A 12,894-nucleotide genomic window follows, 5' to 3' on the forward strand; every position below is an offset into this window, starting at 1 on the left:
TCACCCGTATGGATCGTCGTCGTTGTATTCGTACCCTGTGCGCCGCCGTGGCGGTCTCGGCCATGGGCCTGGGCGGCCTGGCGCTGGCCGCAGAGCCTGTGAAAATCGGTTTTCTGGTCAAGCAGGCCGAAGAGCCGTGGTTCCAGACCGAGTGGGCCTTCGCCGAAAAAGCCGGCAAGGAGCACGGTTTCGAGGTGATCAAGATCGCCGTGCCCGATGGCGAGAAAACCCTGGCGGCCATCGACAGCCTGGCCGCCAACGGTGCCAAGGGTTTTGTCATCTGCCCGCCGGATGTCTCCCTTGGCCCGGCCATCGTCGCCAAGGCCAGGATCAACGACCTCAAGGTGATTGCCGTGGATGATCGCTTTGTCGACGCCAAGGGCAAGTTCATGGAAGACGTGCCGTACCTGGGCATGGCCGCGTTCGAAGTGGGCCAGAAGCAGGGCGCCGCCATGGCCGAGGAGGCGAAGAAGCGCGGCTGGGACTGGAAGGACACTTATGCGGTGATCACCACCTTCAACGAACTGGACACCGGCAAGCAGCGCACCGACGGCTCGATCAAGTCGCTGGAAGCTGCCGGCATGCCCAAGGACCACATCCTCACCGCCCCGCTCAAGACCCTGGACGTGCCGGGCAGCATGGACGCCACCAACTCGGCGCTGGTCAAGCTGCCGGGGGCGGCGAAAAACCTGATCATCGGCGGCATGAACGACAACACCGTGCTCGGCGGCGTGCGCGCCACCGAAAGCGCAGGCTTTGCCGCCGCCAACGTGATCGGTATCGGCATCAACGGCACCGACGCCATCGGCGAGCTGAAAAAGGCCGAAAGCGGCTTCTTCGGCTCGATGCTGCCCAGCCCGCACCTGGAGGGCTACAACACCGCCCTGATGATGTACAAGTGGGTCACCGAAGGCACCGAACCGCCGAAGTACACCGGCATGGAGGACGTGACCCTGATCACCCGCGCCAACTTCAAGCAGGAGCTGGAAAAGATCGGCCTGTGGAAATAAGGCGGTTTGCTTCCTGCCACGGCACCGGCAACGGTGCCGCCTGACCGGTACGATGAGGTGGTCATGCACGCACAACCCAAGCAACAACACAACGCCGGTGCCAGCCTGCGTTTTGACGGCATCTGCAAAAGCTTCCCCGGCGTCAAGGCACTGGACGGCATCAGCTTCAGTGCCCACCCCGGGCAAGTGCACGCCCTGATGGGCGAGAACGGCGCGGGCAAGTCGACTTTGCTGAAGATCCTCGGCGGGGCCTACATCCCCACCCGCGGCGCGCTGCACATCGGTGAGCGGGCGATGGCCTTCAAGAGCGCCTCCGACAGCCTCGCCAGCGGCGTGGCGGTGATTCACCAGGAGCTGCACCTGGTGCCGGAAATGACCGTCGCCGAAAACCTCTTCCTCGGCCATTTGCCGGCGCGCTTCGGCGTGGTCAACCGCAGCCTGCTGCGCAAGCAGGCGCAGGAGTGCCTCAAGGGCCTGGCCGACGAGATCGACCCAGAGCAGAAGCTCGGCCGCCTGTCGCTGGGCCAGCGGCAACTGGTGGAAATCGCCAAGGCGCTGTCCCATGGCGCCCATGTGATCGCCTTCGATGAACCCACCAGCAGCCTGTCGGCCCGGGAGATCGACCGCCTGATGGCGATCATCGCGCGGCTGCGCGACGAGGGCAAAGTGGTGCTGTATGTGTCCCACCGCATGGAAGAGGTGTTCCGCATCTGCAATGCCGTGACGGTGTTCAAGGACGGCCGCCATGTGCGCACCTTCGACGACATGAGCGCCCTGAGCCACGACGCGCTGGTGACCTGCATGGTCGGCCGCGATATCCAGGACATCTACGACTACCGCCCGCGCCCCCACGGCGAGGTGGCGCTGAAGGCCGAAGGCCTGCTGGGCCCCGGCCTGCGCCAGCCGGTCAGCCTGCAGGTGCACAAGGGGGAAGTGCTCGGCCTGTTCGGGCTGGTGGGGGCCGGGCGCACCGAGCTGTTGCGCCTGCTCAGTGGCCTGGAACGGGCCAGCGCCGGGCAGTTGGAGCTGTGCGGCCAACCACTGAAGCTGCGTTCGCCCCGTGATGCCATCGCCGCCGGCGTGCTGCTGTGCCCGGAAGACCGCAAGAAGGAAGGCATCATCCCGCTGGGCAGCGTGGCGGAGAACATCAACATCAGCGCCCGCGCCAGCCACTCACGGTTCGGCTGGCTGTTGCAGGAGGGCTGGGAAGCTGCCAACGCCGAGCGCCAGATCAAGGCCATGCGGGTCAAGACCCCGCACGCTGCGCAGAAGATCAAGTTCCTTTCTGGCGGCAACCAGCAGAAGGCCATTCTCGGCCGCTGGCTGTCGATGCCGATGAAAGTGCTGCTGCTGGACGAGCCGACCCGCGGCATCGACGTCGGCGCCAAGGCCGAGATCTACCAGATCATCCACAACCTGGCGGCCCAGGGCATCGCGGTGATCGTGGTGTCCAGCGACCTGATGGAAGTGATGGGCATTTCCGACCGCATCCTGGTGCTGTGCGAAGGCGCCATGAGCGGCGGGCACAGCCGCGAACAGGCTACCGAATCCAACCTGCTGCAGCTGGCCTTGCCGCGCGGCCTGGCGAACTGAGAGAAGACCATGAGCACTCAAAACGACGCACTACCGACGGCATCCAAACCCTTGGACCTGCGCGGGCTGCTGGACAACTGGGCGATGCCGCTGGTGGCGGTAGGCATCTTCGTGCTGTGCGCCCTGATGATCGACAACTTCCTGTCCCCGCTGAACATGCGCGGCCTGGGCCTGGCGATCTCCACCGTGGGCATTGCCGCATGCACCATGCTGTTCTGCCTGGCCTCCGGGCACTTCGACCTGTCGGTGGGCTCGGTGATCGCCTGCGCCGGGGTGGTGGCAGCGATCGTGATGCGCGACACCGAAAGCGTGATGCTGGGCATCGGCGCGGCGCTGCTGATGGGGCTGGTGGTCGGGCTGATCAACGGCATCGTCATCGCCAGGCTGCGGGTCAATGCGCTGATCACCACCCTGGCGACCATGCAGATCGTGCGGGGGCTGGCTTATATCTTTGCCGACGGCAAGGCGGTGGGGGTGTCCCAGGATCAGTTCTTCACCCTGGGCAACGGCCAGCTGTTCGGCGTGCCGGTGCCGATCCTGATCACCATCGTCTGCTTTGTGTTCTTCGGCTGGCTGCTCAACTACACCACCTACGGGCGCAACACCATGGCCATTGGCGGCAACCCCGAGGCGGCGTTGCTGGCGGGGGTGAATGTCGACCGCACCAAGATCCTGATCTTTGCCGTGCATGGCCTGATCGGCGCCCTGGCGGGGGTGATCCTGGCCTCGCGCATGACGTCCGGGCAGCCGATGATCGGCCAGGGCTTCGAGCTGACGGTGATTTCTGCCTGTGTGCTGGGCGGGGTGTCGTTGAGCGGCGGTATCGGCATGATTCGCCATGTGATCGCCGGGGTGCTGATTCTGGCGATCATCGAGAACGCCATGAATCTGAAGAACATCGACACCTTCTACCAGTACGTGATTCGCGGCTCGATCCTGTTGCTGGCGGTGATCATCGACCGCATGAAACAACGCTGATCAAGCCTGGGCCTGCAATGGCAACGCCATTGCAGGCCCAGGCTCGGGCTCAGTCGGCGGAGAACTTGAAAACGGTGGTCTGGGTGTAGGTCTGCCCCGGGTTCAGGCGGGTCGAGGCGAAGGCAGGCTGGTTGGGGGCATCCGGAAAGTGCTGGGTCTCCAGGGTGAAACCGCCCCAGTGCAGGTAGGTCTTGCCGGCCTTGCCCTTGACCGAGCCATCGAGGAAGTTGCTGGTATAGAACTGCACCCCAGGCTCGCTGGTGTACAGCTGCAGGCGCCGGCCGGATTGCGGGTCGTGCACTTCGGCAGCCAGCTGCTTGATATCGCCCTTGGCATCCAGCGCCCAGTTGAAGTCGAAGCCGCCTTGCTTGGGCTCGGCGAAGGCCAGCTGCGGGTGCTTGTCCTTGATGTGCCGGCCGATGGGCGTGGGGCTGAGGAAGTCCATCGGCGTGCCCTTGACCGGGGCCAGCTCGCCGGTGGGGATCAGCGTGGCGTTGACCGGTGTGTAGTGGCTGGCGTGCAGGGTGGCGACCTGCTTGAGGATGTCGCCGTTGCCGGCGCCGGCGAGGTTGAAGTAACTGTGGTTGGTGAGGTTGAGCACCGTAGGTTTGTCGGTGTTGGCCTGGTAGGCGATGCGCAGTTCGTTGTGCTCGTTGAGGCTGTAGGTGACTTCGGTCTTCAGGTTGCCGGGAAAGCCCATTTCACCGTCTTTGGACAGGTAGGTGAGGGTCACCCCGACCCAGCCATCGCCCTTCACCGGCGTGGCTTGCCACACCTGCTTGTCGAAGCCCTGGGCACCGCCATGCAGGGCGTTGGGGACGTCGTTGAGCGGTACCTGGTAGCGTTTGCCGTCGAGTTCGAAGGCGCCGCCGGCCAGGCGATTGCCGAAGCGGCCGATGGTCGCGCCAAAGAAGGCGCTGCCGCCCTGGTAGCCCTGCACATCGTCAAAGCCCAGCACCACATCTGCAAGCTTGCCGTGTTTGTCGGGCACCAGCAGCGACTGCAGCACGCCGCCATAGGTGATCACCGTGGCTTGCATGCCCAGGCTGTTGCGCAGGATGTATTGCTCGACCAGGGTGCCGTCATGGGTCTTGCCGAAGGCTTTGTGCTCGCTGCTGAGCCCGGCAGCCTGGGCACTGGCGGTGGCGATCAGCATCGACAGGGCAAGGCCGCAAAGCTTGGGGTGGGGTCGCTTCATCATCGAATTCCTTTTTGTTATTTTTGAGTGAAATAGTTCTACTAATGTGCGATATTTTGCCGGTAATACAGCGAATTTATAGCTGGTGATGCCACCTTTGCAAAATAAAATAAGACTATTTAGGTGAGGCTTTGAAAATGACCGATCAGACCCCGAACGCCGTGTACCACGACCTCGAAGGCAAGACCGTGCTGATTTCAGGGGGCGCCTCGGGGATTGGCGAGTTCATGGTGCGTGCCTTCGCCGCCCAGGGCGCCAGGGTTGCGTTCGTCGACCGTGCCCAGCGCCAGGGCGAGCGCCTCGAAACACTGTTGCGCAGCCAGGGGCACACGGTGGAGTTCGTGCATTGCGACATCACCAACGACCTCGATTACCGCGCCGCCATCAGCCGCTTCGAGCAGTCGCTGGGGCCGATCACGGTGCTGGTGAACAACGCGGCCAACGACCTGCGCCACAGCCTGCAGGAGGTGGACTCGGACACCTTCGACCGGCTGATTGCGGTCAACCTCAAGCATGGGTTTTTCGCCGCCAAGGCCGTGGTGCCGATGATGGAGCGGGCGGGCGGTGGCGCGATCATCAACCTGGGTTCGGTGGGCTGGATGATGGCCTCGGCCGGCTATCCGGTGTATGCAGCCAGCAAGGCCGCCGTGCACGGCATGACCCGTGCCCTGGCGCGCGAGCTGGGCGCGCAGCGCATTCGGGTCAATACGCTGGTGCCGGGCTGGGTGATGACGGAAAAGCAGCTGGCCATGTGGGTCGACGATGCGGCCAAGGAGCTGATCGCCCGCAGCCAGTGCCTGCCGGGCAGCGTGCTGCCGGAGCATATCGCCGACATGGCGTTGTTCCTGGCATCCGATGCCTCGGCGATGTGTTCGGCGCAGAACTTCATTGTCGATGGTGGTTGGGTCTAGCCAGTGCGAGTTTCATCGCCAACAGGGCTGCTGCGCAGCCCATCGCGGGCAAGCCCGCTCTCATAGAGCAAACGGCAACTCATTGATTTAACACGGTACCTGTGGGAAGCGGCCTTGTGTCGCGATGGGGCGCGAAGCGGCCCCAAGGCCTCGACCTCATGCAAAATTGCCGGGGCTGCTGCGCAGCCCATCGCGACACAAGGCCGCTTCCCACAGGGACCGTGGCGCATCTGCGAGACCAGTTTTCTGCGCGACAGCGCAGCCCGAAAGGGCTGGGTGATCTCCTACAGGATTGCGCAAGGCCCAGGTCGGCGCGCTACCTGTAGCAGCCGGCTTGCCGGCGATGAGGCCGGCATGGGCAGCGCAAGACGGTTGCTCCAACAGGGCACGCGTCGAATGAGCGCGTTGGGACGTGTGCCCTCGGTTAAAGCTTCATCCCCAACTCCGCCGACAACCTTGCAGTGGCGTCCTTGACCTGCGGAATCAGCTCGGCCATTTTTTCCAGCGGCATGTACGGCACGGTACTGGCGATGCTGATGGCCGCAACGATGGCCTTGCTGGCATCGCGCACCGGCGCCGCCACGCAGCGTATCGATGGCTCGTTGTCTTCCAGGTCGAAGGCGTAACCACCGGCTGCATACTCGAGCATGCGCTGCTGGAACTGCGCCCAGGTCTGCTCGGTGTGCAGTGGCCGGAACTGGCCGGGCTCACCCGCCGGTACGCTGACTTCATACAGCCGTTGCCACGCCTGCGGGCTGTCATCGAGCATCAACGCCTTGCCGATGCCGGTGCGTGCCAGGGGCATGCGGTGGCCAACCCGCGAGCGCATTTCCGGGCCATGGCGCCCCGGGGTCTTGTGCAGGTACAGCACCTCGTCGCCTTCGCGAATGGCCAGGTGGATGGTGTCGCCGGTCAGGGCCGACAACGCGTCAAGGTAGGGCAGGGCCAGGGTCGTCAGCGGCAGCTCTTCACGCGCCTGAAAACCCAGCTCGATCAGCTTCGGCCCCAGCAGGTAGCCGACCTGAGGCACTACCCGCAGGTAGCGCTGGGCAACCAGGCAGCTGGCCAGGCGGTGGGTGGTGCTGCGGGTGGTACCGAGCAACCGGGCGATGTCCTTGAGGTCGTGGGCGCCGTTGGCCACCGCCTGCACCACGCCCAGGCCGCGCAGCAGGGTCTGGGTGCCGGCTGGTGCGGCGTCCTCGGTATTTTCAGGGGTGTCTTGGTGCATGTTCAGCCTTGGTCTCGGGCAGGGTGGCGGGCGCCATTATGGTCGCCCGCAAGCCAGGGCCACAACCGGGTGGCAGGGGGGGCGCGGCGCTTGATCACCACTCGGCGAAACTGCCATCGGCATGGCGCCACACCGGGTTGCGCCAGCGGTGGCCTGTGCGTGCGCGCTCGATCACGTAATCTTCGTTGATCTCGATGCCCAGGCCCGGCCCGTTGGGGATCTTGACGAAGCCCTGGTGGTAGTCGAACACCCGCGCATCCTTCACGTAGTCGAGCAGGTCGTTGCTTTCGTTGTAGTGGATGCCCAGGCTCTGCTCCTGAATGAACGCGTTGTAGCAGGCCGCATCCAGCTGCAGGCACGCGGCCAGCGCAATCGGGCCCAGCGGGCAGTGCAGGGCCAGGGCCACGTCGTAGGCTTCGGCCATGTTGGCGATCTTGCGGGTTTCGGTGATGCCGCCGGCGTGGGAGGCATCGGGCTGGATGATGTCGACATGGCCTTCGGCAAGCACCCGCTTGAAATCCCAGCGCGAGAACAGCCGCTCGCCGAGGGCTATCGGCGTGCTGGTCAGCGGCGCCAACTCCTTGAGCGCCTCGTAGTTTTCGCTGAGCACCGGCTCTTCGATGAACATCAGCTTGAACGGGTCGAGCTCCTTCATCAGCACCTTGGCCATCGGCTTGTGCACCCGGCCGTGAAAGTCCACGCCGATGCCCACGTTCGGGCCCACGGCGTCACGCACGGCGGCGACATTGGCCAGGGCGCGGTCGACCTTCTCGAAACTGTCGAGAAACTGCAGCTCTTCGGTGCCATTCATCTTCACGGCGGTGAAGCCCCGGCTGACGGCCTCTTGTGCAGCCCGGGCGGTGTCTGCCGGGCGGTCGCCGCCAATCCATGAATACACGCGGATCTTGTCGCGCACCTGGCCGCCCAGCAGGTCGCTCACCGACACCCCCAGCGCCTTGCCCTTGATGTCCCACAAGGCCTGGTCGATCCCGGCCAGGGCGCTCATGTGCACGGCGCCACCCCGGTAGAAGCCGCCGCGGTACAACACCGTCCAGATGTCTTCGATATTGCGCGGGTCCTTGCCGATCAGGTAGTCGGCCAGCTCTTCAACGGCGGCAGCGACGGTGTGGGCGCGGCCCTCGACCACCGGCTCGCCCCAGCCGCTGACGCCCTGGTCGGTTTCTACCTTTAGAAAGCACCAGCGCGGCGGGACGATGAAGGTGGTCAGTTTGGTGATTTTCATCTGCTTGGCTCCATTACGTAGCTGAAATGGCCGGCTTGCGTGCAGGCGAGCATCAGTGCAGGGCCTGCCACGTTGCCACATAGGCGTGCGCATTGGCCGCCACCTGGCCGGGCGTCATGCCCGGCTTGAACAGGCCGGAGCCCAGGCCGAAGCCCTTTACCCCCGCCTCGACGAACCCCTGCATGTTGCCCGGCGTGACACCCCCGACCGGGGCCAGCACGGTCCCCGCCGGCAGCACCGCCAGCCAGGCCCGGACCACGGCCGGGCCGATCTGCTCGGCGGGGAACAGCTTGAGCATGTCGGCACCTTCGGCCAGCGCCGCGAAGGCCTCGGTCGGGGTGGCAACCCCCGGCGCCAGGGCCAGGCCGGCTTGTTTGGCCGCGCGCAGCACCCGGGCATCGCTGTGGGGCATGACGATCAGCTGCCCGCCGGCAGCCTTCACCTGCTCGACCTGCTCGGGCGCCAGCACCGTACCTGCGCCTATCAGGCAATCGCCAGGCAAGCTATCGCGCAGAATCCGGATGCTGTCGTACGGCTCGGGGGAGTTGAGCGGCACCTCGATCACGCGAAACCCTGCGCCGTACAGCACCTCGCCGATGGCTGCGGCTTGTTGCGGGCGCAGCCCCCGCAGGATGGCGATAAGGCCGTTTTGCGCCAGTGCGTGCTTGAGCATGTGAAGGCTCCAGTGAAGTTCAACGGGGAAGGGGGCAGGTGATCAGCCCGGCGGCCATCGCCAGTTGCCACAGGCCCTGCTCGGTGGCCTGCTCGGCCAGGCTCACCTGGGTAAAACCGCAGGCGCCGAGGGCCCGGCGGTAGCGGCTGCACAGTTCGGCATTGCCCACCAGCACCAGCGCCGGCAACTGCGCGTCGCCACGGCGCTGGCGCTGTACATGGGCCAGCGCCGCAAGCTCGTGGCCGATCAGCAGGCCCGACAGGTAGTCCACCTGCGCAGCGCCGCTGAGTTCGCCGGTGAGCCCCAGGCTGCGCGCGCTGAACAGCGTCGACAGCACGCCGCTTTCGCCGTGTACCGACAGCGCCACCTGCACGCCGCGGTCGAAGGCCTGGCCATCGAACCCGCTGCCGGGCTGCTGGGTTCGCCCCAGGATGCTGTGCTGGCTGAGTACGGCGAAGACCTCGCCGGTCATGAAGGTGTCGAAGTGCGCGATGCGGCCATTGACCACCTGCACCCACTTCGAATGGCTGCCCGGCAGGCCGATCAGCAGCTCGGCCTGTGCCTGCGGGGGCAGGGCATGCAGTACGCCGAGCACCTGGGTTTCTTCGCCGCGCATCACATTGGGCAGGGGCGAGCGTTGAATCACACCGGGGACGATGTGCACGTCGATGCCGCGTTTGCTGCGCACGCGCTGCAGGGTGCTTGCCAGCCTGGTGGCGTCGGTGGGGGTTTCGCAGTAGGGAGCTTCGCGCCAGCCCTGGGCGCTGCCGACCATGCCGCAGGCGATCACGGGCACATCGTGGTGGCTGTTCAGCCAGTCGCCGCAGGCCTGCTCGAACGCCAGCTCGAAACCGTCGCTGCCGGGGTGGCCATTGACAGGGTGTGGCGCCTGGGGCAGCTGCATCACCCCCAGGGGTAGCGAACGCTGTTCGAGTACCTCGCCGCCCGCACCCAGCTTGTAGGCCCGTAACGAGCTGGTTCCCCAATCGAGCGCGATCAGTTTTGCCTGCATCGATTCACCTGTTGTGTTTTTTTGGTAGTGAATGAGCAGGACTATACCGTGGTAGCGTTAAATCTCAATATGTAAATTTGCATCCCATATAGTGGGATTTATTGGGCGAGTTTAAGAGCTGTGGCCGATCCATGCGGCAGCGGGTTTTTCCGTTAACCCGCCGCCACAAAAACCGGGTTCTCAGTAGTTCCAGAACCCGGCAACCCAGCGGAAGCCTTCACCGTCCACCGCCACCCGCCCTACGGAAGGGAATGGCAGGTGGGTCGCCACGAACAGCTCGCCGCTGGCGGCGGCTTCGTTCAACAGCGCCACCCTGACCCGTACCGACTCCTCAGGGTCGTGCTCGAAGCCGTTGTGCCAGTCCGGGTGGTCGAAGGCTACCGGGAACAGCGCATCGCCGGCGAAGGTCAGCCGCTGCCCGCACGAATCGACGTACACCACGCAGTGCCCCGGGGTATGGCCGCCGGTCAGGCTGGCGACCACGCCGGGCGCTACTTCGTGGGTCCGTTCAAAGGTGCGGATTTTGCTGGCGTAGGCTTGCATGAAGGCCTTGGCCGTGGAGCGCAGTACATCCGGCACTGGTTGTGGCATGTCGGTTTGCGAGAAGTCCGGGGCGGCCCAGAATTCGACCTCGGTCGCGCTGACATGCACCTTCACGTCCGCCCGCAAGCGGTTCCTCACCTCATCCACCAGCAGGCCGCCGATATGGTCCATGTGCAGGTGCGTGATGACGATATCGGTGATCGACTCCAGCGCGATGCCGGCTGCCGCCAGGCGTTTGGGGAACTGCCCGGCCCGCGGGAAACCGGGGAACTGGCCACCCAGCCCGGCATCCACCAGGACCACCTGTTCGCCGCTGCGTACCAGCAACACGTTCAGGGCCCAGTCGAAGTTGTCCGGCCCCAGGAACATCTGCTTGAACCAGGCGGCACGAGCGGCCGGTTCGGCATTGGTCGACATGGTTGCGGTGGGCAGCGGCAGCACCCCGTCGCTCACCACCAGCACATCGATATCGCCGACTTTCACGGCATAGCGCGAGGGCACCAGTTCTTCGGTTTCGCTGGCAACCACGTTGTTGATTGGCATTGTCATGGTCGTTCTCCTGCTGGGTTAGATCGCCGGGCGCGGCTCAGGCCACGGGGATCGAGGGGTCGGCAGCGGCCAGGGCAGTGGCGCGTTCGGCAGCCGGCGGGTAGATCCACACGGTGTTGATCTGGGTCTTGAGTTCCTTGGCTTCGCCTTTGACCAGCTTCAACTGGCGGTCCCAGCCCTCGCTGTACACCGCACCCCAGGCGCCCAGGTCCAGGCAGGTCACGTACTTGGGCTGGCGGTAGGGGGTGGGCGCCACTCCCAGCAGGTCGGCTGCGGCGTTGTTGCCAGCATGGCGGCCCAGGCTGATGGCGTGCTGGCAGGACATCACCGAGAAGTTGCCGATGTCGTCGGTGGCGGCGTAGGCCACGTCGCCTGCGGCAAATACATGCTCCAGGCCACGCACCTTGAGGTTGCCGTCCACATGCAGGCGGCCCTGCGGGTCGCGGGTGCAGGCCAGTTGCTCGGTGAGCGGGCTGGCGCGCATGCCGGCGGTCCAGACCACGGTCTGGCTTTCGATATGCCGGCCGTCAGCCAGGGTCACGCCGTTGGCATCCACCGCAGCCACGGTGGCGCCGACCACCCATTCGATACCCAGTTCGTCCGAGGCTTCGATGATCGATGGCCGGATACCTTCGCCCAGGGCTGCCCCGATGCGCTCGCCACGGTCGATGAGGATCACCCGCACCTGCTGGTCTGCGCCCAGCGCTGCACGCAGGCGGGCAGGCATTTCCGTGGCAGTCTCGATGCCGGTGAAGCCACCGCCGGACACCACCACGGTGTTGCGGGCAGCGCTGGCAGGCTGTTTGCCCAGCGCCATCAGGTGCTGCTCAAGGCGCGCGGCCGACTCGATCTGGTCGACGTCGAAGCTGTGCTGGCCAAGGCCTGGCACGGCGGGGCGGGCCAGCTGGCTGCCACTGGCCAGGATCAGCCGGTCATAGGCCAGTTGCGCCGGCTGGCCGGCCTGGTCGCGGTAGCTCACCTGGCGCGCCTGTTCGTCGATGCTTTCGGCGCTGCCCTTGACGAAGCGTACGTCCACGGCGTCGAACAGTGCCTGCAGCGGGGCGAACATGCTGTGCACGTCGGCTTCATAGAACCGGGGGCGGATGCGCAGCTCGGCCTGCGGGGCCAGAACGGTGATCTGCACGTCCTGCCGGCCATGCATGTCGAGCAGGCGCGCGGCGCTCAGGGCGCTCCACAGGCCGGCGAAGCCTGCACCAATAACCAGAAGTTGCTGTTTCATGATCGTGCTCCTGACTAGAACGGGTAAGGGTTGTGAACTTCAGCCTTGGCGAGGGGCTGTTGGGCCAGCCGTTCGCTGTAGGTTGATGCTAATCAGGGGCAGGGGCGCGCACACTTCTGCATGGGTATGGTGTGGCTTACGCATGGGGGTCAAGCGGGTATACCTAGGTATCGCGGGGATTGTTCAGCGGTGCAGGGCGGACTCGATGCAGTCCAGCAACCGCTCGGCTTCGAACGGCTTGGGCAGGCAGCTGACCACGCCTGCCATATTGGCGCTGATGCGCGCACGCTGCCCTGGGTGGGCGCTGATGAAGATCACCGGGATATCGAAGCCGCGGGCCTGCAGCTGGCTCAACAGCTCGACCCCGCACATGCCGGGCATCTGGATGTCGCAGATCAGGCAGCGCGCCTGGCCGGGGCCATCGGAGGCGAGAAAGTCACCGCCGCTGGCAAAGGTGCGGGCACGGTAGCCGGTGGCGCGCAGCAGGCCGTCGAGGGCATCGCGCAGCGACTCGTCGTCGTCGACGACGGCAATCAGGGTAGCGGTGGGCTGCTGCATGGGCGATCTGCTCCTGGCGGCCTGTGCCATGCCTCCAAGATACCCCGTCGCGCAAGGGGCAGAAGTATACCTAGGTATAGCCGGGCAATACCTGTGTCTGGCGGTGCCAGTTAGCAGTGGCCAAAGCCGTGAAGCTTGCCCAACAATAGGCTAGATTT

At 65.2% G+C, this 12,894-nt stretch carries 12 protein-coding genes; 4 read left to right on the plus strand and 8 right to left on the minus strand.

What is annotated here, in order from left to right:
* Window positions 1-8: 8 nt before the first annotated feature.
* The 3 genes from KSS94_RS11675 (at window position 9) to araH (ending at window position 3,581) form a co-directional block, all read left to right on the plus strand.
* A complete protein-coding gene (locus tag KSS94_RS11675; RefSeq protein ID WP_217843126.1) occupies window positions 9-1,010 on the plus strand; it encodes a substrate-binding domain-containing protein in 1,002 nt (333 codons plus the stop codon).
* Window positions 1,011-1,073: 63 nt separating this feature from the next.
* Window positions 1,074-2,603 (plus strand): L-arabinose ABC transporter ATP-binding protein AraG, encoded by a 1,530-nt coding sequence (gene araG, locus KSS94_RS11680; protein ID WP_217843127.1) that lies wholly within the window; start codon window positions 1,074-1,076, stop codon window positions 2,601-2,603.
* A gap of 9 nt (window positions 2,604-2,612) precedes the next feature.
* Window positions 2,613-3,581, plus strand: a complete 969-nt coding sequence (gene araH / locus KSS94_RS11685; protein ID WP_217843128.1) for an L-arabinose ABC transporter permease AraH — start codon at window positions 2,613-2,615, stop codon at window positions 3,579-3,581.
* Window positions 3,582-3,630: 49 nt separating this feature from the next.
* Here araH and KSS94_RS11690 read toward each other — a convergent pair whose 3' ends face one another.
* Window positions 3,631-4,779 carry an aldose epimerase family protein gene (locus KSS94_RS11690; protein ID WP_437180010.1) on the minus strand — a complete coding sequence of 383 codons (1,149 nt, stop codon included), beginning with the start codon at window positions 4,777-4,779 and terminating at the stop codon, window positions 3,631-3,633.
* Between the two features lie 137 nt (window positions 4,780-4,916).
* On the opposite strand from KSS94_RS11690, the gene KSS94_RS11695 reads away from it, so the two are divergent.
* Window positions 4,917-5,690, plus strand: a complete 774-nt coding sequence (locus tag KSS94_RS11695; protein WP_217843130.1) for an SDR family NAD(P)-dependent oxidoreductase — start codon at window positions 4,917-4,919, stop codon at window positions 5,688-5,690.
* 424 nt (window positions 5,691-6,114) lie between these two features.
* Here KSS94_RS11695 and KSS94_RS11700 read toward each other — a convergent pair whose 3' ends face one another.
* The 7 genes from KSS94_RS11700 to KSS94_RS11730 all read right to left on the minus strand — a co-directional run bounded on the left by KSS94_RS11700 (window position 6,115) and on the right by KSS94_RS11730 (window position 12,736).
* Window positions 6,115-6,918: an IclR family transcriptional regulator gene (locus KSS94_RS11700; protein ID WP_217843131.1), complete on the minus strand. Its 804-nt coding sequence runs from the start codon at window positions 6,916-6,918 to the stop codon at window positions 6,115-6,117.
* A gap of 94 nt (window positions 6,919-7,012) precedes the next feature.
* Window positions 7,013-8,161, minus strand: coding sequence for a galactonate dehydratase (dgoD, locus tag KSS94_RS11705; protein WP_217843132.1), 1,149 nt, complete (start codon window positions 8,159-8,161; stop codon window positions 7,013-7,015).
* Between the two features lie 52 nt (window positions 8,162-8,213).
* On the minus strand, window positions 8,214-8,834 hold the full coding sequence (locus tag KSS94_RS11710; protein WP_217843133.1) for a 2-dehydro-3-deoxy-6-phosphogalactonate aldolase: 621 nt from the start codon (window positions 8,832-8,834) through the stop codon (window positions 8,214-8,216).
* 19 nt (window positions 8,835-8,853) lie between these two features.
* Window positions 8,854-9,846, minus strand: coding sequence for a 2-dehydro-3-deoxygalactonokinase (locus KSS94_RS11715; protein WP_217843134.1), 993 nt, complete (start codon window positions 9,844-9,846; stop codon window positions 8,854-8,856).
* A gap of 180 nt (window positions 9,847-10,026) precedes the next feature.
* On the minus strand, window positions 10,027-10,938 hold the full coding sequence (locus KSS94_RS11720; protein WP_217843135.1) for an MBL fold metallo-hydrolase: 912 nt from the start codon (window positions 10,936-10,938) through the stop codon (window positions 10,027-10,029).
* 37 nt (window positions 10,939-10,975) lie between these two features.
* Window positions 10,976-12,178 carry an NAD(P)/FAD-dependent oxidoreductase gene (locus tag KSS94_RS11725; protein WP_217843136.1) on the minus strand — a complete coding sequence of 401 codons (1,203 nt, stop codon included), beginning with the start codon at window positions 12,176-12,178 and terminating at the stop codon, window positions 10,976-10,978.
* A gap of 183 nt (window positions 12,179-12,361) precedes the next feature.
* Entirely contained in the window at window positions 12,362-12,736 is a 375-nt protein-coding gene (locus tag KSS94_RS11730) for a response regulator transcription factor (protein WP_225935873.1), read from the minus strand.
* Between the last annotated feature and the right edge of the window lie 158 nt (window positions 12,737-12,894).

Origin of the sequence: Pseudomonas fakonensis (assembly GCF_019139895.1) — a bacterium.
Lineage (GTDB): Bacteria > Pseudomonadota > Gammaproteobacteria > Pseudomonadales > Pseudomonadaceae > Aquipseudomonas > Aquipseudomonas fakonensis.

What these genes read in the sequence shown, in the direction of transcription:
- KSS94_RS11675 (WP_217843126.1), top strand. Translation starts at nt 9, where the DNA reads ATGGATCGTCGTCGTTGTATTCGTACCCTGTGCGCCGCCGTGGCGGTC.
- araG (WP_217843127.1), top strand. Translation starts at nt 1,074, where the DNA reads ATGCACGCACAACCCAAGCAACAACACAACGCCGGTGCCAGCCTGCGT.
- araH (WP_217843128.1), top strand. Translation starts at nt 2,613, where the DNA reads ATGAGCACTCAAAACGACGCACTACCGACGGCATCCAAACCCTTGGAC.
- KSS94_RS11690 (WP_437180010.1), bottom strand. Translation starts at nt 4,779, where the DNA reads ATGAAGCGACCCCACCCCAAGCTTTGCGGCCTTGCCCTGTCGATGCTG.
- KSS94_RS11695 (WP_217843130.1), top strand. Translation starts at nt 4,917, where the DNA reads ATGACCGATCAGACCCCGAACGCCGTGTACCACGACCTCGAAGGCAAG.
- KSS94_RS11700 (WP_217843131.1), bottom strand. Translation starts at nt 6,918, where the DNA reads ATGCACCAAGACACCCCTGAAAATACCGAGGACGCCGCACCAGCCGGC.
- dgoD (WP_217843132.1), bottom strand. Translation starts at nt 8,161, where the DNA reads ATGAAAATCACCAAACTGACCACCTTCATCGTCCCGCCGCGCTGGTGC.
- KSS94_RS11710 (WP_217843133.1), bottom strand. Translation starts at nt 8,834, where the DNA reads ATGCTCAAGCACGCACTGGCGCAAAACGGCCTTATCGCCATCCTGCGG.
- KSS94_RS11715 (WP_217843134.1), bottom strand. Translation starts at nt 9,846, where the DNA reads ATGCAGGCAAAACTGATCGCGCTCGATTGGGGAACCAGCTCGTTACGG.
- KSS94_RS11720 (WP_217843135.1), bottom strand. Translation starts at nt 10,938, where the DNA reads ATGACAATGCCAATCAACAACGTGGTTGCCAGCGAAACCGAAGAACTG.
- KSS94_RS11725 (WP_217843136.1), bottom strand. Translation starts at nt 12,178, where the DNA reads ATGAAACAGCAACTTCTGGTTATTGGTGCAGGCTTCGCCGGCCTGTGG.
- KSS94_RS11730 (WP_225935873.1), bottom strand. Translation starts at nt 12,736, where the DNA reads ATGCAGCAGCCCACCGCTACCCTGATTGCCGTCGTCGACGACGACGAG.